Origin of the sequence: Cupriavidus sp. GA3-3, from assembly GCF_000389805.1 — a bacterium.
Lineage (GTDB): Bacteria > Pseudomonadota > Gammaproteobacteria > Burkholderiales > Burkholderiaceae > Cupriavidus > Cupriavidus necator_D.
The window spans coordinates 59,176-79,614 of record NZ_KB944504.1; the positions used below are offsets into that span (position 1 = coordinate 59,176).

19 protein-coding genes are annotated in these 20,439 nt (G+C 67.2%); 11 read left to right on the forward strand and 8 right to left on the reverse strand.

All coding sequences use genetic code 11. The features are described from left to right. The first annotated feature begins 94 nt into the window (after positions 1-94). Positions 95-985, forward strand: a complete 891-nt coding sequence (locus tag C265_RS28780; RefSeq protein WP_010810425.1) for a LysR family transcriptional regulator — start codon at positions 95-97, stop codon at positions 983-985. A gap of 6 nt (positions 986-991) precedes the next feature. Here the strand turns inward: C265_RS28780 and C265_RS31920 are convergent, their stop codons facing one another. Then, the gene (locus C265_RS31920) at positions 992-1,165 is read right to left on the reverse strand and encodes a hypothetical protein (protein WP_010810426.1); all 174 of its coding nucleotides are present in this window, start codon (positions 1,163-1,165) and stop codon (positions 992-994) included. Between the two features lie 298 nt (positions 1,166-1,463). Between C265_RS31920 and C265_RS28785 the strand changes: the two genes are divergently transcribed. Together C265_RS28785 and C265_RS28790 are read left to right on the forward strand one after the other, a co-directional pair. After that, positions 1,464-1,661, forward strand: coding sequence for a hypothetical protein (locus C265_RS28785; RefSeq protein WP_010810427.1), 198 nt, complete (start codon positions 1,464-1,466; stop codon positions 1,659-1,661). 46 nt (positions 1,662-1,707) lie between these two features. Beyond that, the gene (locus C265_RS28790) at positions 1,708-3,912 is read left to right on the forward strand and encodes a phosphocholine-specific phospholipase C (protein ID WP_010810428.1); all 2,205 of its coding nucleotides are present in this window, start codon (positions 1,708-1,710) and stop codon (positions 3,910-3,912) included. A gap of 123 nt (positions 3,913-4,035) precedes the next feature. Here the strand turns inward: C265_RS28790 and C265_RS28795 are convergent, their stop codons facing one another. Further along, positions 4,036-4,962, reverse strand: a complete 927-nt coding sequence (locus C265_RS28795; protein WP_010810429.1) for an MBL fold metallo-hydrolase — start codon at positions 4,960-4,962, stop codon at positions 4,036-4,038. Between the two features lie 52 nt (positions 4,963-5,014). Between C265_RS28795 and C265_RS32405 the strand changes: the two genes are divergently transcribed. The 3 genes from C265_RS32405 (at position 5,015) to C265_RS28805 (ending at position 7,745) form a co-directional block, all read left to right on the forward strand. After that, positions 5,015-5,227: a hypothetical protein gene (locus C265_RS32405; protein WP_143010754.1), complete on the forward strand. Its 213-nt coding sequence runs from the start codon at positions 5,015-5,017 to the stop codon at positions 5,225-5,227. A 62-nt stretch (positions 5,228-5,289) separates the two neighbouring features. After that, entirely contained in the window at positions 5,290-6,264 is a 975-nt protein-coding gene (locus tag C265_RS28800; protein ID WP_010810430.1) for a tripartite tricarboxylate transporter substrate binding protein, read from the forward strand. 29 nt (positions 6,265-6,293) lie between these two features. Then, complete coding sequence (locus C265_RS28805; protein WP_052181703.1) at positions 6,294-7,745, forward strand: D-aminoacylase; 1,452 nt, start codon at positions 6,294-6,296, stop codon at positions 7,743-7,745. A 13-nt stretch (positions 7,746-7,758) separates the two neighbouring features. Here C265_RS28805 and C265_RS28810 read toward each other — a convergent pair whose 3' ends face one another. After that, positions 7,759-8,667 carry a LysR substrate-binding domain-containing protein gene (locus C265_RS28810; RefSeq protein WP_010810432.1) on the reverse strand — a complete coding sequence of 303 codons (909 nt, stop codon included), beginning with the start codon at positions 8,665-8,667 and terminating at the stop codon, positions 7,759-7,761. 192 nt (positions 8,668-8,859) lie between these two features. Here C265_RS28810 and C265_RS28815 point away from each other — a divergent pair, with 192 nt between their 5' ends. Together C265_RS28815 and C265_RS28820 are read left to right on the forward strand one after the other, a co-directional pair. Continuing rightward, a complete protein-coding gene (locus tag C265_RS28815) occupies positions 8,860-10,326 on the forward strand; it encodes an amidase (RefSeq protein WP_231881490.1) in 1,467 nt (488 codons plus the stop codon). A gap of 65 nt (positions 10,327-10,391) precedes the next feature. Then, complete coding sequence (locus C265_RS28820) at positions 10,392-11,327, forward strand: LysR family transcriptional regulator (protein ID WP_010810434.1); 936 nt, start codon at positions 10,392-10,394, stop codon at positions 11,325-11,327. A 31-nt stretch (positions 11,328-11,358) separates the two neighbouring features. On the opposite strand, the gene C265_RS28825 is transcribed toward C265_RS28820, so the two are convergent. After that, complete coding sequence (locus C265_RS28825; protein WP_010810435.1) at positions 11,359-12,330, reverse strand: aliphatic sulfonate ABC transporter substrate-binding protein; 972 nt, start codon at positions 12,328-12,330, stop codon at positions 11,359-11,361. A 155-nt stretch (positions 12,331-12,485) separates the two neighbouring features. Here C265_RS28825 and C265_RS28830 point away from each other — a divergent pair, with 155 nt between their 5' ends. After that, the gene (locus tag C265_RS28830; RefSeq protein ID WP_010810436.1) at positions 12,486-12,851 is read left to right on the forward strand and encodes a glyoxalase superfamily protein; all 366 of its coding nucleotides are present in this window, start codon (positions 12,486-12,488) and stop codon (positions 12,849-12,851) included. A gap of 40 nt (positions 12,852-12,891) precedes the next feature. Here the strand turns inward: C265_RS28830 and C265_RS28835 are convergent, their stop codons facing one another. The 4 genes from C265_RS28835 to C265_RS28850 form a co-directional block, all read right to left on the reverse strand. Continuing rightward, positions 12,892-14,268 carry a DUF1214 domain-containing protein gene (locus tag C265_RS28835; RefSeq protein ID WP_010810437.1) on the reverse strand — a complete coding sequence of 459 codons (1,377 nt, stop codon included), beginning with the start codon at positions 14,266-14,268 and terminating at the stop codon, positions 12,892-12,894. 178 nt (positions 14,269-14,446) lie between these two features. After that, a complete protein-coding gene (locus tag C265_RS28840) occupies positions 14,447-16,243 on the reverse strand; it encodes a hybrid sensor histidine kinase/response regulator (RefSeq protein WP_010810438.1) in 1,797 nt (598 codons plus the stop codon). After that, positions 16,240-16,851 carry a response regulator transcription factor gene (locus tag C265_RS28845; RefSeq protein WP_246840260.1) on the reverse strand — a complete coding sequence of 204 codons (612 nt, stop codon included), beginning with the start codon at positions 16,849-16,851 and terminating at the stop codon, positions 16,240-16,242. Before C265_RS28845 ends, C265_RS28840 begins: the two co-directional genes overlap by 4 nt. Before the next feature lie 319 nt (positions 16,852-17,170). After that, a complete protein-coding gene (locus C265_RS28850) occupies positions 17,171-17,779 on the reverse strand; it encodes a glutathione S-transferase family protein (RefSeq protein WP_037025592.1) in 609 nt (202 codons plus the stop codon). 116 nt (positions 17,780-17,895) lie between these two features. On the opposite strand from C265_RS28850, the gene C265_RS28855 reads away from it, so the two are divergent. Next, positions 17,896-18,636: a DUF3348 domain-containing protein gene (locus tag C265_RS28855; RefSeq protein ID WP_010810441.1), complete on the forward strand. Its 741-nt coding sequence runs from the start codon at positions 17,896-17,898 to the stop codon at positions 18,634-18,636. A gap of 10 nt (positions 18,637-18,646) precedes the next feature. Further along, positions 18,647-20,439 (forward strand): DUF802 domain-containing protein (locus tag C265_RS28860; protein ID WP_010810442.1); only part of this gene is annotated, 1,793 nt, incomplete at its 3' end.

Here is a 20,439-nt window from a genome sequence, read left to right on the forward strand (position 1 = left end):
GATCATTGAAGCCAAGTATGCGGCTTGACTTTGCCGGCGTCCAAGACCGATGATGTCTCGATCGATACCCTACAGGTATGGGAGCAGGACACCAATGGAACTCCGGCACCTGCGTTATTTCCAGGTCGTGGCCCAGGAACTCAACGTCACCCGCGCCGCCGAGCGGCTGCATATGGCGCAGCCGCCGCTGTCGCGCCAGATCCGCCAGCTGGAAGAAGAAGTGGGCGTGGCACTGTTCGACCGCGTCGGCCGCGGGCTGCGGCTGACCGAGGCCGGCCGCTTCCTGCTGGAGCAGACCACCCAGCTGACGCAGCGGCTGGAGGAAACCATCGAAGGCACGCGCCGCATCGGGCGGCAGGACAAGCGCTGGTTCGGCATCGGCTTCGTGCCGTCGGTGCTGTATGGCGTGCTGCCGGAACTGATCCGCGAACTGCGCGAATCAGACCGGCACGACCAGCAGGTAGAGGTAGGACTGGCCGAGATGATCACCGTGGAGCAGATCGAGGCGCTCAAGGCCGGCCGCATCGACCTGGGCTTCGGCCGCATCGCGCTGAACGATCCCGCCATCCGCCAGCAGGTGGTGATGGCCGAGCCACTGGTGGCAGCGCTGCCCGCACGCCTGCCCGCGCCGCGCCGCAAGGCGCTGACGCCACAGGCGCTGGCGGCGCAGCCGTTCATTCTTTACCCGGCCCGGCCGCGGCCCAGCTATGCCGACCACCTGCTGTCGATGTTCCGCGCGCAGGGCCTGCAGTTGCGTGTGGCGCAGGAGGCCAACGAACTGCAGACCGCGCTGGGGCTGGTGGCGGCCGGCATCGGCATCACGCTGGTGCCGGCCTCGATCCAGCGCCTGCATCGCGACGACGTGCGCTACTGCCCGATCGACGCGCCGGGCTTCGTGTCGCCGGTGATCATGAGCTATCGCGAAGGCGACACGTCACCGTTCCTGGCGCGGGCGGTGGAATGGGTGATGCGGCAGGCGCAGTAAGCTGCATCAGGTGCCGGTGAACTGCGGCGTGCGCTTTTCCTTCCAGGCCAGCGCGCCTTCGCGGATGTCCTGCGACTGGGTGGCCCGGCTGATGTCGCCAGCCAGCGCCTCGGCATCCAGCGCGCCGCGCCCGATCGCGTTCAGGTGCCGCTTGTGTGCACACGATGGGGCCCCACGCACGCCAGCCTGACTGAGAGCGGGCGGGGCCAGCCAGCAATTGCCAACTCTGCCAGCGCGACACTTTTGGTTACAAAACCAAATCGCCAAATGTGTTTGATGTCAAACATCTGACATTTGACCAATCAACAATCGCTCGCTGTCACGACAAGCCAAGGCCAACCGCACCCGAACCGGCCAGTTCCCCGCGCTTGTCGTCCGCGCGGCGGAAGTCCATGGGCCTGCATCCGATGTCGGCGCATGGGCTCGGCAATCGTTATCCCCCTCAACGACTACAGGGCATGCACACATGAGACCTTCATTGCTGTCGCGTTCCGCCCGGCCATGGCTGGCGGCCGGCACCCTCACCCTCGCACTGATGCTTACCGCCTGCGGCGGCGACGATTCGCCGGGCGCGACGGGCGGCACCCTCCAGCCCAGCGGCGCCAATGGCACCAAGCCGGACCAGCCAGGCAAGCCTGACCAGCCCGGCACCTGCACCACGCGTTGCGCCCCGTGATGCGGGCCCGCTTTCCGATCCAGCGACAGACCGACCAGCGACAGCCATGACCTTCAACCCGTCTAAGCGACATTTCCTCAAGACCAGCCTCGGCACCGGTGCCGCCGCCGCGGTGCTGGCCAGCTTTCCGCCCAGCATCCGCCGCGCGCTCGCCATCGAGGCCAACAACGCCACCGGCACCATCCAGGACGTCAAGCACGTCGTGATGGTGATGCTGGAAAACCGCTCGTTCGACAACTACTTCGGCACCTTCAAGGGCGTGCGCGGCTACGGCGACCGCTTCGCGATCCCGTTGCCCAATGGCAAGAACGCGTTCTACCAGACCGATGCCAACGGCAACCTCCTGACGCCCTACCATCTCGACGAAACCCAGGGCAACGCGCAGCGCGCGGGCGGCACGCCGCACACCTGGCCCGATGCGCAGGCCGCGTGGGACCACGGGCGCATGGACCGCTGGCCGGTCGCGAAGAAAGCGCTGTCGATGGGCTACTACGATGACGCCGAGATCCCGTTCCAGCGCGCGCTGGCTGACGCCTTCACGCTGTGCGATGCCTACCACTGCGCGATGCACACCGGCACCATTCCCAACCGCCTGTTCTACTGGACCGGCAGCAATGGTCCCACCGGCGACAACGTCGCGGTGATGATTAACGAGTTCAACGCGGGCGCGGATGTTGGCCCCTCCACCGAAGGCTGGACCTGGAAAACCTATGCCGACCGCCTGCAGGCCGCCGGCGTGGGCTGGAAGGTCTACCAGAACGTGCCGGACAACTATGGCTGCAACCAGATGATGAGCTTCCGGCACTGGCGCGCAGAGATGGAGAAGATGCCCGTCGGACGCAAGCTCTCCAACACCGCCGGCACCGGCGTCAACCCGCCCTACAACCCCGACATCGACGACCAGTACAGCCCGCTGGCCAAGGGCTTCTGCAACACCATGTCCGACGGCGGCTTCCTGCAGTCGCTGCGCGACGACGTGCTCAACGGCAAGCTGCCCGAGGTGTCGTGGATCATCCCGCCGGCCGAGTTCAGCGAGCACCCCGGCCCGTCCAGCCCGGCCAAGGGCGGCTGGTACGTGCAGGCCATCCTGGACGCGCTGACGGCATCGCCCGAGGTCTGGAGCAAGACCGTGCTGCTGATCAACTTCGACGAGAACGACGGCTTCTTCGACCACAGCCCGCCGCCGACCGCGCCGTCGCGCAACCTGGACGGCACGCTGGCCGGCAAGTCGACCCTCGACGACGCGCAGATGGTGTACGAGTACTTCAACTTCCAGCCCGCCACGGCCAAGCAGCCGCCGCAGGACGGCAAGCCCTTCGGCCCCGGCCCGCGCGTGCCGCTGTGGGTGGTGTCGCCGTGGAGCCGCGGCGGCTGGGTCAACTCTGAAGTGTTCGACCACACCTCGGTGCTGCGCTTCCTGGAGGCGCGCTTCGGCGTAATGGAGCCGCAGATCAGCGCCTATCGTCGTGCCATCTGCGGCGACCTGACCAGCGCCTTCAACTTTGCCACGCCCAACACCGAGACCCTGCCCACGCTGGCCGGCCGCACCACCCGTGCCGACGCCACCAGCCTGACCGCATGGCAGCAGACCCAGCCGGCGATCCCGGTGCCGGCCACGCCCGCGCTGCCTGAGCAGGACACCGGCACGCGTCCGTCGCGCAAGCTGCCATATGAACTGCATACCAGTGCACGCGTCGATGCCGCATCCAAGGCAGTCCGCCTGCTGTTCGCCAACGCCAGCACCAACCAGGCCGGCGCGCTGTTCCACGTCTATGACAAGCTGCACCTCGACCGCATTCCGCGCCGCTACGTGGTCGAAGCCGGCAAGACGCTGGACGACGTGTGGAACATCAATGCCGACGGCGGCAAGTACGACCTGTGGGTGCTGGGGCCCAACGGCTATCACCGCTCGTTCTCCGGCGATATCAACGAAGCGGTGACCACGTCCACCGAAATCCAGGTCTGCTACAACCCGTGCAGGAAGCCCACGATCCAGGTGAAGCTGCATAACGACAGCGATGCCGACGTGACCTTCACCGTCACGGCGCTGGCCTACCGCGACGACGGCCCGTGGACCCAAAGCCTGAAGCGGGGCAAGGTGGAAACGCTGGAATGGCCGGTGGCCGACAGCGGCAACTGGTATGACTTCGTCGTGACCTGCGAGGCCAGCCCGTCGTTCGCGCGGCGCCTTGCGGGGCGGATGGAGACCGGCGAGGACGCGGTCAGCGATCCGGAGATGGGAGTGGTTTGATGCCCTGCCTGCGGGGATGAGCGGAGTCCGTCGTGCCTCGGCGTGGCGGGCTCTTGCATGCAGCATGCAGGATCAAGGCGCAGTCGCATCGACTTGCCAGGTACAGCCATCGCATTGACAGCCTCACCGCCCCATGCTGTATTCGGCCGGCACCCACGCGAACCCCTTGCCCTCGCGCCGCACGTGGCCGATACCCGGGAAGGAGATATGCGCCGCGCCCACCCAATAGCCCTTGGCCGCTGCATCCGCCATGGCGCGCTTGCGCATCTTCACCGCGGCCGTGGAATCCACGTCGAAATCGATGGCTACGCCGGGCTCGGGGAACTGCAGGTGCTGCGCATGGATGGTGTCGCCCCACAGTTGCAGCCGCTGTCCTTCGCTACTGATCTCATAGAACGTGTGGCCCGGCGTATGGCCCGGCATGCGCAGCGGACGGATGCCGGGAAACAGCTCATGCTCGTCGTCGAAGCTGCGGACCTTGTCGGCTTTCAGATAGGGTGCGAACACTGCCTCCGCCTGCGCGAAGTTGTGCCGCTGGCCCGATGCCGCCCTGGCGGCGTTGGCCGGATTCAGCCAGAACTCAGCGTCGCGGCGGTCGACGTAGACCACGGCATTCGGGAATATGGCCTTGCCATCGACGGCAAGCCCGCCGGAGTGATCCACGTGGATGTGGGTCAGCAGCACCGCATCGATCTGCTCCGGCTGGTAGCCGGCCGCACGGATGTTGTCCGGCAGCTTGCCGCCCACGCCCGGGCCAAACAGGCTGCCCGCGCCCGCATCGACCAGCACCAGGTGCTGGCCGGTGTTGACCAGGAACGCATTGACAGAGGTCTCGGGCTGAGTGGACTGGTAGTTGCGCGCCTGCACCGACGCAATGTGCTCATGCGACGCATGCTTGAGCAGCTTGCTGATCGGCACGTTGACAGTGCCGTCCGACAGCGCCGTGATCTCGAACTTGCCGAGCTTCATGCGGTAGTAGCCGGGCGCCTGCGTGCCGACCTGGGGTGCGCCGGCATGTGCCGGGATGGCTACCACTGACCAGAGCAGCATACCGACCAGAAGTGCGCGGTGCCACAGGGGGGGCTTAGCCGGGGAATGAGGTGTGTTCATTGTGTTTGCCTGGAAAATGACCGCGAGCGAAAGGGATGCCCGCGTGTTGTGCAGGATTCTGGCGGCCGCGGCGGCATCGCACAAATCGATTGGAATGATTGCCGGTATCGCTGCAGGCGATACCGCAGCGGAGGCCGCGCGAGCCCTGTGGCGCTCGCGTCATTCATTCCGCCACGGAAACTATCGCATCAAAAAACTTCACTAGGCCCGCACGGGGCCGTCGCCGATACTCGTCCACAGTTACACCACGACGACGAGGGAGTCAGCATGAGGAAGTCAGCAGTTCAAGTCCTGGCCGCGGGGATCTTCGGCGCGCTGCCATGGGCACCGGCGGCCGTGCAAGCGGCGTGGCCGGAGAAGCCGGTGCGCCTGATCGTGCCGACCGCGCCGGGCGGCGCGCCGGACATCGTCGCGCGCCTGTTCGGCGATGCGCTGTCCAGGCGCCTCGGCCAGGCCGTAATCGTCGAGAACCGGCCGGGCGCGGGCGGAAATATCGGCATGCAGGCGCTGCTGGCCGCGCCGTCGGACGGCTATACGATCGGCTACGGCAACAATGCCACGCTGTCGACCAATCGCTTCCTTTACAGCAAGCTCCCCTACGATCCGGACAAGCTGGTGCCCATCGTCGGCCTGGTCACGACCTTCAACATCCTCGCCGTCAATCCGTCGCTACCGGTCAAGTCCACCGGGGAACTGGTGGCATACTCCCGCGCCAATCCGGGCAAGCTCTCCATGGGCTCGGCGGGCAACGGCACCACCAGCCACCTGGGCGGCGAGCTGTTCAAGGTCATGGCCAATCTCAGCATCACACACGTGCCCTACAAGGGCAGCACGCCGGCGCTGCAGGACCTGGTCGGCAACAACGTGCAGTTGATGTTCGACAATGTGCCTTCGATCGGACCGTACGTGACGTCCAACCGCGTACGCGCGCTGGCGGTGACCTCAAGCAAGCGCTCGCCGCACTTCCCGGATTTGCCCACCATGGCGGAGGCCGGCCTCAAGGGCTATGAACTGACGGCATGGGCGGGCCTGGTCGCCGCGCCGGGCACTCCCACCGAGGTGATTGAGCGGATCAACCGGGAAATCAACGCGATCATCAATGACCCGGCATTCCGTGCCCAACTGGACAAGCTCTCATTCGATCCGCTGGGCGGCACCGCGCGCGACTTCCAGGCGCTGATCGCGAGCGAGACCGTCAAGTTCGGCGAGCTGGTGCGCAAGAGCGGCGCCAGGGTCGATTGAGAGAGAACACCATGCAAACGCACCAAGACCTGCACTTCAAACTGATCATCCGCAATGGCGACGTCATCGACGGCACCGGCGCGCCGCGCCGCACGGCCGACGTCGGCGTGGCGGATGGCGAGATCGTCGCCATCGGCAACCTCGCGGCAGCGCGGGCAGATGCCGAAGTCGATGCCACCGGCCTGATCGTAGCGCCTGGGTTCATCGACACGCACACGCACGACGACTGGATGGTGTTCCAGTCCCCCGACATGCTGCCGAAGGTCACGCAGGGCGTGACCACCATCATCGCGGGCAACTGCGGCATCAGCCTGTTCCCGCTGGTCACCGACAGCATTCCGCCGGCTCCGCTCGACATCATGCGTGGCGGCTACCGCTTCGATTCTGTGCGCGCCTACCGGGAAGCGTTTGCGGTGCGGCCGGCGGCTGTGAATGTCGCGGTGCTGGTGGGGCAGTCCACGCTGCGCGCCAGGCGCATGGGACAGCTCGGCCTGCCCGCCAGCGATGCCGAGATCGAGAGCATGCGCCAGGATGTGGAGAACGCCCTGCGCCAAGGCGCGATCGGAGTGTCCACCGGCACCTTCTATCCGCCTTCGGCCGCGGCACCCGAGGATGAAATCGTGCGCATGTGCGAGCCGATGAAGCGGCTCGGCGGTGTGCTGGTGTCGCATATGCGCGATGAGAGCGACAACATCAGCGAGTCGATCGACGAGACCGCGCGCATTGGCAAGGCGCTGGGCGTATCGACCGTCATCTCGCACCACAAGCTGGTAGGCAAGCAGAACCATGGCCGCAGCCGCCATACCCTGGCCCAGGTGCGCAACCTGGCCGAAACCATGCCGCTGTGCCTGGACTGCTATCCGTATGCGGCGTCATCGACCATGCTGCGGCCCGAACGGGTGCATCAGTGCGACCGCATCCTGATCACGTGGTCGGCCCCGCACCCTGAGGCCGCGGGGCGCTACCTGGAGGACCTGGCGCAGGAGTGGGGGCAGACGCGCCATGAGGTTGCAAGGCAGCTGGTACCAGGCGGCGCGGTTTACTTCATCATGGACGAGACGGACGTCCGCGACATCCTGACCTATCCGGACACGATGGTCGGCTCAGACGGCATTCCCTCCGACGAAACCCCACACCCGCGGCTGTGGGGCACGTTCCCGCGCGTGCTGGGGCTGTACTCGCGCGACCTGGGCCTGTTCCCGCTGGAACGCGCGGTCCACAAGATGACCGGACTGCCGGCGCAGCGCTTTGGACTGGAGCGGCGTGGAGAACTCAGGCCGGGCCATGTCGCCGACATCACCGTCTTCGATCCGGCAACGATCCAGGACCGCGCCACCTTCGACGACCCGCAGCAGCCGTCAGTGGGCGTGCGGCATGTGTTCGTCGCCGGTGAGGCCACCCTGCGCGACGGCCTGCCGGCCAGCACCCGTCCCGGGCGCTTCGTCACTTCCACCCTGGTGAAGGCGGACCAGGCCGGCTGAGGACGCGCTTCACCTAGCGCCCGCTTGCATCGGCGCTTTGCTCAAGCAGCCACGCGATGAAGGTCTGCATCGCCGGGCTGTCGCGCTTGTCCTCCGGACAGATGAAGTAGTAGGCCTTGGGTGAGACATAGGGCTCGTCGGACAGGCGCAGCAGCCGGCCGGCCTTGATGTCTTCACCCGCCACATAATCGGGCAGCAGGGCCACGCCCATGCCGCTGACGGCGGCCTGCAGACCCATGGTCAGCAGACCATAGCGTGAGCCGTCGTCGGGATGCGGCAGCTTGATCCCGGCCTGCCGGAGATAGGCGGGCCAGGCCTCCAGCGCGGCGATCTGGTGCAGCAGCGGCAAGCGCTTCACGGCCTTGGCCAGCGTTCCGCCGCCAGGCAGCAACTCAGGCGCGCACATCGGATAGAGCACCAGCGGCATGACCTTCAGGCTGAAATGGCGTGGCGGCGGCCCCGCGCAATACATGATCGCCGCATCGAGCCCGGTGCTTTCCAGGTCGACCGGCCCCACCTTGGTCGTGACGTTTAGCTGGATCTGCGGCTGCGCCTTGACGAACCTGAGAATGCGCGGCAACAGCCAGATATTGCCCAGCGAAACCGGCACCGACAGGTTCAGCCGCCCGCCCGCGGCGCGGCCGGACTGCACCTCCATGGTCGCTTCCTCCAGCAGCGCCAGCGCCTTGCGCACGTTCCTGAGGTAATCCTCGCCCGCGGGTGTCGCCGCCACCGCGCCTTTGCGCCGGTTCAGCATGCGCGCGCCGAGGAACGATTCCAGCTCGGTGATCTGCTTGCTGACCGCGCTCTGCGTCAGGCAGAGTTCCTCGGCCGCCCCGGTGACGCTGCCCGTGCGGGCCGTGGTCTCGAATGCGATCAGGTTCGCCAGCGCAGGCAGGTGGCGGCCGTTTGTACTTTTCATGGCGGTAGGGCGTGACGGGAAGCCGACTTCGGTTTGAGGGGCCGTTCGCGTGCTGGCATTGTCATCCATTCATTCCCTGAAGGAAAGAAGCATGGACAAAACTTCCATTGCCTGCCGGCACGGCTGCACCAATACTGGCGTCATGCCGCCTGATTGCCGATGACTCCGATGCCTGCTGCCGCCCCTCGCCTTGTGCCTGATCGTTTCGACCTTCTCGAGGCCTCCATCGGGGAACTCGCCGCCGCCATGCACGCCGGCCGGATCAGCGCAGCGGGTCTGGTGGACTACTACCTCGCGCGTATCGCCGCCTTCGACAAGGACGGGCCGCGCATCAATGCGATCAGTTGCATCAATCCCGCTGCCATGCACGAGGCGCGAGTCCTGGACGACGAACTGCGCACGCACGGCCCGCGCGGGCCTCTGCACGGCATACCGATGGTGGTCAAGGACAATATCGATACTGTCGGCATGCCGACCACTGCCGGCTGCGCGGCACTGCGGCAGGCCTACCCGCGCGCCGACGCGGCCTGCGTGGCGCGCCTGCGCGCGGCCGGTGCCATCGTACTGGCCAAGACCAACATGTCGGAACTGGCCGCCTCTAACGGGCGCTTCGGGTACAGCTCTGCCAACGGCCTGACGTTGAACCCCTATCGCTTATCCCGCAACGCCAGCGGTTCCAGCAGCGGCACCGGTGCGGCAGTGGCGGCCAATTTCGCGGCGTTCGGGCTGGGGACCGATTCGTTCGGCTCCGTGCGCGGTCCGGCATGCGTGCATGCGCTGGCCGGTATCCGGCCTACGCATGACCTGGTGGAGTCGGCCGGCGTACTGCCGCTGGCCACATCGTTCGATATCGTCGGGCCCTTGGCCCGTAACGCCGACGATGCGGCCATGGTCCTGGATGCACTGGTGCCGGGCTCAGGCGTTATCGCACAGCCGGCGTCGCTGGCTGGCCGCAGGCTGGGCATCGTGACCGACTTCGCCGGAGGCAGCGACGAGGTCGACGCACTCTTTGCAACCGCAACGGAGGCGATGCGGGCGGCGGGCGCCGTGACGATACCCGTGCGTCTGCCGGCATTGGCGCTCACGCTCTACGCCGACCTGCTGGACGCTATCGTACAAGCGGAATGGGTGCGTGGGCTCGATGCCTACCTGGGACAGTTGCCTGGCGGTGCTCCGGCCAGCACGGCCGCACTGCTGGCGCACATCACCACCACGGACCTCTCCACGGATGCGCACCAAATGAACCCGCTTACGCTTGCCGCGCTGCGGCATGCGTTCGAGATGCGAGACACGCTGCCCCAGGCCAATGTTGCAGCGGCACGCCGCTTCGGCGCCATGCTCGACGACATCCTGCGCGGGCGTGGCCTGGAGGCCCTGGTATTTCCCACGCTGGCCTGCCCGGCCTCGCCGCGCTTTGACATGGCGGACGCCACTTACCATTGCCGGGCGCAGCAGCCGCTGGCGGCAATGCATATGGCAAGCGCCAGCGGCTTTCCGGAGGTCAGCGTACCCATGGGATTCACGTCGGCTGACATCCCAGCCGGGGTGTCGTGGCTTGGACGTCCACGCAGCGATGCCGTGCTGCTGGCCATTGCGTCGGCCTTCGAGCGCGCGACCGGGCACCGCCGCCCACCCGTCAGCACGCCGGCCCTGGCATGACGACGGCCGGCTTGCCGCGGATTGCACGCGATGTTCCAATGCCCTATCTGCGGGGGGGTAGCAAGATGAGCATTAAGGAAGGCCATTTTCGCGGCGTCGACCTGAACCTGATGGTAACGCTGACCGTGCTGCTGCGCGAGCGCAGCGTCTCGCGCGCCGCGGCGCGCCTGCACCTGGGACAGCCAGCCGTCAGCGGTGCACTGGCACGGCTGCGGGAGATGTTCGACGACCCGTTGCTGGTACGCACCGCTCACGGCATGGAGCCGACCGAGCGCGCACTGGAACTCGAGCGGCGCCTGCTGCCGGCCCTCGGCGAGATCGAGGCCGCCCTGCTGCAGCGGCGCGACTTCGACCCGCTTACGTCGGACCGGACTTTCGTGGTCGGGATGCCGGACTGGGTGGAGCTATGGCTCGCGCCGCGCATTCTGCCGAGCCTCAGCACCTGCGCGCCGGGCGTGCGACTGGCCATCGTGCCGACGGACCCGTTCCGTGGCACCGAGATGCTCGAGCGCAATGAGATGGACCTCGGTATCGGGCCATTCGCCAAGGGCGCGGCATGGCGGCGCGAGCGCGCCTGGCAGACCATGGGCTTTCGCTGCGTCTATGGGGCCGCGCCGCTGGATGCCTGCCAGATCCTGTCGCTGCAAGACTATCTGCGGTTTCCGCATGTGCTGGTGTCATATCGCGGCGCTTTCGACAGCACCGCCGATACGTGGCTGGCCACCCAGGGCCAGGCGCGGGACGTGCGCTACAGCAGTGCGCGCTTCGCCAGCGTACCGGCCATCCTGAAGGGAACCGCTGCACTGGCAACGGTGCCGGCGGTGCTGGCGGACCAATGGTGCGCCACCGAAGGCCTGCGCAAGCTTCCCTGCCCCGTGCCGATGCCTGACTTCACGGTGACCGCAGTCTGGTCCGCGGCAAGGGACAATGATGCGGGCCTGATGTGGCTGGCAAATACGTTCGCCGGGCTTGCACAGGATGGCGTGCCCGCTGGCATATGACGCTTCCCTGACGGGCGATGCTCGGACCCGGTCAGGCCTTGCGCCAGACTGGCGAAGAAGAAATCGCTACCTTGCGCGGCAGGATCTGCTGCGCGGTGAAGGCATCGGCGATGCGCTGCTGCTCGGCCAGCGCGGCGGCGTCGACCGTGCGCACCGCATAGCTGCGCCGTGCGTTCGCGGCTTCCACGGTGGCCGCATCCAGGCCGATCAGTGGCGCATGCCAGCGCGCTGCCTCGGCCGGATTGCGCTTGACCCAGTCACCCGCGTCGCGCAACGCATCGAACACCACCTCAAGCACCTCGGCATGCGCGCGCGCGAACGGCGTCGCCGCCAGGTAGAAGCGCCGATAGCTGGCCAGCCCCTCGCCATCGCGCAGCAAGCGCGCATTGGCCTGGCGCTGCACCGCGGCCAGGAACGGGTCCCAGATCACCCATGCCGCCACGCTGCCGCGCTCGAACGCCGCGCGGGCGTCGGCCGGGCTCAGGTATGCCGGTTCGATATCGCGGATCGACAGACCCGCGCGCGCCAGCGCTTCCAGCACCAGGTAGTGCGCGCCTGCGCCCTTGGCAAATGCCACCCGCTGCCCCTTGAGCTGCGCCACCTCGCGGATCGGCGAGTCGCCACGCACGACAATGGCCTGTGCCTGCGGCGAAGGCGTCTCGCTGGCGTAGTAGGTCAGCGCGGCACCCGCGGCCAGCGCAAACGGCGGCACCGCATCGGCCACGTCGGCGCTCAGGTCGATATTGCCGAGGTTCAGCGCTTCAAGCAGCGGCAAGCCCGAGGTGAATTCGTACCACTGCACCGTCACCCCCTTGGGCGCCAGCGCCTTCTCCAGCGTCTGCCGCGACTTCAGCAGGATCATCAGCGTGGAGGATTTCTGGTAGCCGATGCGCAGCGCGGTCTGTCCTTGCCCCCAGCTGACGCCTGGCAGCACACTGGCGGCAGCTGCGGCGCCCGCTGCCGTCAGAAGCAGGCGGCGGCGTGAGTCGTGGGTCGGGTTCATAGCGGTGTTCCGGGATTTCATTGGAGCGCCAGCTTAGTCACGGGCCCGCACAAAGCCAACGAAGATTGTCGCGGATGCTTATGCGCCGCGCGCGCGGATCACCGCGGGCCGGCGCTATCATCTGCCATTCCTGCGCAACTACCGAACGGAAAACCATGAACCTGTCTGCCGGCATCCCCATCCTCCGGATCTTCTCGGTCGACAAGGCCAAGGAGTTCTACCTCGACTTCCTCGGCTTCTCGCTCGACTGGGAGCATCGGTATGAAGAGGGATTTCCGCTGTACGCGCAGGTCAGGCGCAGCGGCCTGACGCTGCACCTGAGCGAGCATTATGGCGACGCCACGCCCGGATCGACGGTGTTCGTGACGGTGGAGGATGTCGATGCGCTGCAGCAGGAGCTGTCTGCCAAGGACTATCCGTACGCGAGGCCCGGTGTGGAGGATGTGGGCTGGGGGCGGATGCTGCAGGTGGCCGATCCGTTCGGGAACCGGCTGCGGTTTTGCGAGGTGGCGGAGGATTAGGCCAGCACTGGCAGGCGCCTTCCTGCCAAGACTGGCCCGCTCAGTTGCGCTTGACCAGCGGCGCCGGGAACCACTCCCCGGACAGGACCGGCTGGTCCGCCCCATAGAGCCGGAACGTCAGGTGGTAGTTCTTTCCCTTGGGCGTGGGCAGCCAGTTGCCGTCAGGCGCGTCCTTCGGCCTGGCAGGCGCGAAGTACAGCGTCAGCGAACCGTCCTCGCCATAGCTCAGCCTGGACTGCTTGTTGATCAGAAACCGGTTCTTCGCATTCGGGATCACGCGGAAGTTTTTGGCATCCACCGCAATCACCGACCAGAAGTATTTGACGTGGCGCGCGGGCAGCTCGTCCTTCGGGAAGGTGATGGTGTAGGTATTGCCGCCGTCGAGCTTGGTGCCGGTCCCGTCTGCATCCGTCTTGAAATAGACGACCTCATCCGTGCTGTTGGCCCAGATCCCGCCCAGGTTGATGCGGGTGCGGGTCTGGTAGTCGCTGCCGTACTTGCCGATGGTAGCGGGCCGGTTCCAGCCGTTCCTGATGGTACCTGCGGTGGAGAACGACTGTAAGAACGCCGGCAGCGTCTTCTCGCGGATGACCTTGTCCACCCGCGCGCGTTCGGCGAGGCTGCTGGCCACCGCGGCACTCACCGCGCGCACCTTGGCCTGGATGGGCTCCATGCCCGGATTGATGTCCGGCTCGGAGCGAAGCGCAACGGCTGCCGAGTCAAAGGCTTCAACGCCGGGGAGCTTGTCATTGCTGAAGGCGGGCGTGGCAGGTACCGGGGCAATCGTCGCCGTGCCAGTGATCCGTGTCGTGATCCGATGCTGCAGGGCAATGGCCTGCTTCTTGTCTGCGCCGATTTCCACCCGGGCCAGCACCCGCGAGGTCTTGCCCGGCAGGTCGATGCGCCTGGCATTGGGCGAAAGTGCCGCAGTGGCACCCTTCAGGCACATCGCGAATTCGCCGCCTGGATGGTCCGGATAGTTGCGTTCGTTGATATTGGCGACGGTTTCGCCCCAGCCGTTCAGGAACTGAATGGTGTAGTAGCGCCCCTTGATGGCCGGCACGCTGAAGACCGTGCAGGTCTTTTCGTCGACCGCAATCCAGGCCTCGCTGTAGGCGACATCCAGATTGGGGTTGGCCCACGACACACCGCCGACGTCGCGATGAATGATCCGGTTCCACTGGAAACCTTCCTTCCGGAAGTCGATTTGCTGCTGGCGCAGGACAAGCAGCCGGCCCAGCAGGTAGATGTAGGCATCGTTGATGTCCTGCTCCGACACCGCGGCCGGCGCGGAGCCCGACGAGACAGCCGACGCGGCAGCCAACGCCGCAGCCGGAGGGTTACTGCATCCGGCCAGGCCCGCGAACATGGAAACGGCCAGCACCGAGGCACCGACGGCGCGGTTTGAGATAGACATGGGGCCCTCTCTTTCCAGTATCGCGATTTGCGGTCGCTAGACTGTCGCTGAGAGGTGGGAAAAAGTGAACTAAATAAATTCTTCAGGTGATCTGAATAAAGTCGATCCGGACACTTCTTTCGCCCCGGAGATGCCTGAGTGGGGCCACCGCCGCAAGCAGAACCACCGATCTATGCTGTCAGGCAGCACAAAGCCATTGGAACAACAAGGCATGCAGCTGCGACGGCTCCAGTGGCTTGTGCAGGACCAGGTAGCCTTCACGCTCGGCCTGCTGGAGCGCCTCGGAATCGAACTCGCCGCTGACCATGGCACCGCTTGCGTCCGCGCAGCGTTCGAACAGCGCCTTGAGCACCTCGAAGCCGCTCTCGCCGGAGCGCAGGCGCTGGTCGCACAGGATCGCCTGGGGCTGCAGGCCGGCATCGACCAGTGCCAGGGCTTCCTGCCCCGACGCCGCGCGCGCCGCCTGCACGCCCCAGGCCTCCATCAGGCTGGTCCACGCAGCGGTCACCAGCGGGTCGTCCTCGACGACCAGGCAGACGCCCTGCAGCAGGGTGGACGCCGACAGGCCTTCGGGTTCGTAGACCGGCTCGGTCGCCGCCGGCGCCAGCGGCTTCGCTTCGGGAAAGCGCAGCCAGAACCTGGAGCCGCGGCGCTCCACCGAGTCCAGGCCGTAGGTGGCGCCCATCAGGGTGGCGCAGCGCGCCACCACGGCAAGGCCCAGCCCATGGCCCGCGCTGTCGATGCGCCACGCATGTTCGTTGCGATAGAACGGCGAGTAGACCCGCCCCTTCTCTTCGATCGCGATTCCCACGCCGGTGTCCCAGACCTCCAGCAGCCAGTGGCTGCCGCGCCGCCGCGCGGACACCAGCACCCCGCCGCGCTTGGTATAGCGCAGCGCGTTGTGCACCAGGTTGACCAGAGACTGGCGCAGCAGTGCGGGATCGGCCAGCACCGCGGCGGCGCCTGCGGGCAGGCGCACGCGCAGGTCCAGGCCGCGGCTGCGCGCCTCTTCCCGGAACAGCGACGCCACCTCTTCGACCAAGGGCGCAAATGCCACGGCGGTATTGCGCGGGCTGGCAATGCCGCCTTCGATCCGGGACAGATCGAGCAGTGAGTTGAACATCAGGTGCACCGAGCGCACGCTGCGCCGCAGGTCGTCCAGCGGCGGGATCAGGGCCGGGTCGCGGTTGCGCCGCGCAATGGCTTCGATCAGGAAGCCCATGGCATGCACGGGCTGGCGCAGGTCGTGGCTGGCGGTGGTGAGAAACAGGTTCTTGGCCTGCAGGGCTTTCTCGGCCTCTTCCTTGGCCAGCCGGTAGCGCTCGGCCAGGCGGATGCCGTCATCCTCCATCCGTACCTGCTGCCGGAAGAACTGGTTGGCGATCAGCGCGTGCCGGTAGATGGCCAGCGCATACAGCAGCGCCAGCGGCAGCACGAACGGCCAGTGCTCAGGGAAGCTGCGCGGGGTGTTGACGATCTGCAAAGTCCAGCAGGCAACGAAGAAGCGCTGGAATACACCGAGGATCGGCGTCTGGTGCGTGGCATTGGCCGCCACGATGGCGGCGATGCTGATATACAGCAGCAGCTTGAAGTCAAAGCCCCCCAGGCTGGCCGTCAGGACCGCGGCCAGCGACAGGCAGAAGCCGTGCACCAGCGCCACGCGCTGCACAAACGGCAGCCAGCGCCGGACCAGGGCGTCATCGTCTTCCCGCTCTTGCTTGTAGCGCCGGAAGCGCAATTGCATCCACACCGCCGCGGCGCCATACCCCAGTGTCCAGGCCAGCAGCACGCCGCCGTCCAGCTTCTGGACATACAGCCAGATGACGAAAGGCACCCCCACGAACGGAATCGCATTGACGCTGAACACCAGGCGCCCGAACGTCATGTCCAGCAGCCGCGCACGCGCGCGCGGGCTGATGCCGGCATCCGCATCCGGGCGCGACAAGCCCAGCAGCCGGGCGAAGGCCTTCTTCATGACTCCAGCCTGCGTCCGTGCAGCAGGGCGATAGCCTCGATCCGGTTGCGCACGCCGAGCTTGCCGAGGATCGCGGTGACATGCTCCTTGACGGTCTGCTCCGACACCGACAGGGTCATGGCGATGCGCTTGTTCGGCAGGCCGCGCAGCATCATGCCAAGCACCTCGGCCTGGCGCGCCGTCAGGCCCAGTTCGCTGGGCTCCAGCGGCAACTCGCGCCGCGCCGACGGCGGCCCCGCCTGCTGGAACCAGCGCCGGCCCTGGCGCAGCGACGCCACCGCAGTGGCGAACACCTCCGGAGGCTCGTTCTTCAGGATAAAGCCGTGCGCGCCGGCCTCGCGTGCCTTGATGCAAACGCGCGCATCGTCGTCGGCGCTCATCACCAGCAGCTTGCAGGCGGGCAGGCGCGCCGCGGCTTCGCGCAGCAACCCGACCGCGGTGCCGTCCGGCAGCCAGAAATCCACCACCAGCAGCGCCGGGCAGCCCTCCCGTTCCGTCAGCGCCGCGCATTCCCGCGCATCGGCTGCATGCACGGCAGCGTCAAACCCGCAATGCGCCGCAAGGTAGCCGGCAATGCCGCGCGCCATCAACGGGTGGTCATCCACCACGATGGCATAGTTGCGGCACGCGCTGGCTGGCGTCGTTGTTGTTCTCTGCGGCGCCTTGACTTCTTGTCATGAGTTCCCACCCCGGTTCGCGCGTATGGTCTTGTCGATTGGTCTCGTCGCCTGGTCAGGTGGATTGTATTACCTTGACTGCACATGGGCACGCCGGCGCCGGGGCAAGCCCCGGCGCCTGGCGCTTACAGGCCGAACAGGCTGCGCGTATCGCAGAGGAAGCCGGTGCAGCGCGTTCCACAGGGGGACTGATGTTGCATCGGAATGCCTGCGATTGGCACCCTACCGCGGTAGGCGCGCCAGCGGCCAACTATGCGCAGGGCAATGCCTCGAATGCGGGTAGCCGCTCAAGCGCCGCGGTCAGCGCAACCAGCGCCGGATGCCGCGCCGGATCGACCGCGCCCGGCATCATGAACTGCGCAAAGGTCCAGGTGACCGCGGCGGTCAGCTCGGCCTGGCCGGTTTCCGCCTCGCCAGCCGGGACCGGACGCGTGGCGAGTTCCGCCTCCAGCAGGGCAAAGGCGCTCTCGCGCTGGGCATCGACACGGTCCAGCCATGGCTGGTGCAGCTTGCCCGCCGGCCGCTGGCTGTGCTCATAGAAGTTCTGCACCACCTTCTCGCTCGCCGCCAGCGCCAGCCCGACGATGCGCAGCGCGGCCTGCCGTGACGCGGTTTGCGCCGGCATCAGGCTGCGGCCCGCCAGCGACTCGGCATAGTCGATGATAAGCGTCGAGTCCATCAGTACGACCCCGTTGTCGCAGACCAGCGAAGGCGCCTTGACCACCGGGTTGATGGCATGGAAGCGCTCGAATTCACGGAAGACGGACACCGACTCATGCGTGAACGGCAACCCGAGCAGGCGCAGCGAGATCGCCGTGCGGCGGACATAAGGGGAATCAAGCATGCCAACCAGTCTCATGGTTTCACTCCGTGGTGGGATGGGTCCGGGACGGATTCCCGCCAATCATCCACCACGCCAGCCGGCCGCGCCACCGCCCGGGCGTGTAAACTGCTGGATTTTTCGAATCCGGCGCAATGTTACAAGTGCCCCGGCGCACAGGTTTCAGCGGCCCGACGCTCGTCCGCCTGCTGGCTCGCCTGACTGACGCCGATGCCCCTCCTCCTGCAAGCTCGCTCTCGAGCCAGCTGAGCCAATGGCTTGGCTGGGCGGATGCGATCGCGCTGTCATCGGCGCTGAAGGCCAATGCGCCGGCAACGCCGCCTGCCGCACGTGCTGCCGACAGCACTGAGGCACGCGAATGCGCGCGCGTGCGCGCCGCGCTGGCCGGTGCCATCGTGGAAGACACCACGCTTGCCGGCAAGCGGCGCGGGCCGGGCCGGCCGGCCGCGCTGCCCGACCCCGTGGACGCGCAGGTCGACTACGCGGTCTATCGCCAGCGCTACCTCACGCTGCAACAGACCATGGAGACCGCGATCGGCGACCTGCGCAGGCGCCTGCGCGGCGCGTTGTCCGGCCACGCACCCGGCATGGCCAAGCTGGCCATGGTCGATGCCGTGATGGAGCGCGTGCTGGGCGCGCGCGAACAGAGCCTGCTGGGCGCCGTGCCGACGATGCTGGAGCCGCACTTCCAGCGCCTGCGCCAGGCCGAAGCCGCGGCGCTGGCCGAAGCCCAGGCCGCGGGACAGCCCGCAACGGCCAGGCCCGGTGCATGGCTGGGGGTATTCCGCAAGGATATGCAGAGCGTATTGCTCGCCGAACTCGACATCCGCTGGCAGCCCCTTGAAGGCTTGCTGGCGGCGCTGCAGGACAGCTAACCAGAACATCATGACCCGATACCTTACCCATATTGTCGCTTTCCTGGCGGGCCTGGCCATCGTGTGCTGGATCGCCGCCGGCTATGCAGGCACGAACTTCCTGGCGCTGGCCGTGACGCTGCTGATCGGCGGCTGCTACCTGGCGGGGGCGTTGGAGCTGTACCGCTACCGCCAGGCCACCGCCACGCTGGCGCAGGCCGTCGCCGGATTGTCCGAAGCGCCGGCCAGCCTTGGCAACTGGCTGGAACGGCTGCATCCCAGCCTGCGCGACAGCGCCCGCCTGCGCGTGGAAGGCGAGCGCGTCGGCCTGCCCGGCCCCGCGCTGACACCCTACCTGGTCGGCCTGCTGGTGCTGCTGGGCATGCTGGGCACGTTCCTGGGCATGGTGGCGACCCTGCGCGGCACCGGCATCGCGCTGGAGACCGCCACCGACCTGCAGGCCATCCGCGCCTCGCTGGCCGCACCGGTCAAGGGCCTGGGCTTTGCGTTCGGCACCTCGGTCGCGGGCGTGGCCACGTCCGCGATGCTGGGGCTGTTGTCGGCATTGTGCCGGCGCGAGCGGATCCAGGCCGCGCAGGCGCTGGATGCCCGCATCGCCACCACGCTGCGTCCCTACTCGCGCGGCCACCAGCGTGATGAAGCGGTCCGGCTGCTGCAGCGCCAGGCCGACGTGATGCCGGCACTGGTCGAGCGCATGCAGGCCATGATGACCACGATGGCCGAACAGAACCAGGCCCTGACCGAGCGCCTGGCCGCCAGCCAGGACGCCTTCCACGGCAAGACCGAAGTGGTCTACACGCGCCTGGCGTCTTCGGTCGAGCAATCGCTGAAGGACAGCATCGCCGACAGCGCCCGTGCCGCAAGTGCAGCGATCCAGCCCGCGGTGGACGCGACCATGGCGGGCCTGGCACGCGAAACCTCGGCCTTGCGCGACAACGTGACCCAAGCCGTGCAACAGCACCTGGATGGGGTATCGAGCCGCTTCGAGAGCGCCACCGCGGGCGTTGCGGATACCTGGAACCAGGCGCTGGCCGGGCATCAACGCGCGAGCGAGGCACTGGCAGCGGACCTGCGCACATCCCTCGACGGCTTTGCCCAGACCTTTGAACAACGCTCGGCCGGGCTGCTGGACAATGTCGCCACCCGGCTCGACACGGCAGCCGCCAGCGCTGCCGACGCATGGCGCGAGGCGCTGGCGCGCCAGGAGCGCACCGGCGAGAAGCTCGCCGGCGACAACCGGCAGGCCCTGACGGCCGCCGCAGCCGCGTTCGGCGAGCATGCGGCGACACTGGTGCGCACCGTGGGCGAGTCGCATGCCGGGCTGCAGACGCAGCTGGCCGCGCACGACGCGCAGCGCCTGTCGGCCTGGACCGATACGCTCGGCACCATGACGACTGCCCTGCGCCAGGAGTGGGAACAGCTGAACGCGCATACGGTAAGCCGCCAGGACGAGATCAGCACGACGCTGGCGCAAAGCGTGCGCGACATCTCGGCCCAGACCCAGGCGCATGCCAGCCAGACCCTCGCGGAAATCGACCGCCTTGTGCAAGCCGCTTCGGACGCCCCGAAGGCGGCCGTTGCGCTGCAGGCGGAACTGGCATCGCGCGACGAACAGCGCTTTGCCACCTGGGCCGATACGCTCGACAGCATGACCGCAGCGCTGCGCCAGGAGTGGGAGCAACTGAACACCCACACGGTAAGCCGCCAGGACGAGATCAGTACAACGCTGGCGCAGAGCGTGCGCGACATCTCGGCCCAGACCCAGGCGCATGCCAGCCAGACCCTCGCGGAAATCGACCGCCT